At 55.0% G+C, this 278-nt stretch carries 1 pseudogene; it reads left to right on the top strand.

Annotated features, from left to right (window positions below):
* A pseudogene (locus EN804_RS36925) lies at nt 1–278 on the top strand (acetyl/propionyl-CoA carboxylase subunit alpha); the annotation flags it as partial.

The raw sequence follows: 278 nt of genomic DNA on the forward strand, positions 1-278 counted from the left end.
CGCAACTTTTATTTTCTCGAAATGAACACCCGTCTGCAGGTGGAACATCCGGTAACGGAACTGATTACCGGCATCGATCTGGTAGAACAGATGATCCGTGTGGCGTCAGGTGAAAAACTGTCCTTCGGACAGGCGGATGTGAAGCTGAACGGTTGGGCGATCGAAAGCCGGCTTTATGCCGAGGATCCCTATCGCAACTTCCTTCCTTCGATCGGTCGTCTGACGCGTTATCGGCCGCCGCAGGAGGGGGCGCAGGAAAACAGATCGGAAGAGCGTCG

This window comes from Mesorhizobium sp. M8A.F.Ca.ET.161.01.1.1, from assembly GCF_004792105.1.
Classification (GTDB): Bacteria; Pseudomonadota; Alphaproteobacteria; order Rhizobiales; family Rhizobiaceae; genus Mesorhizobium.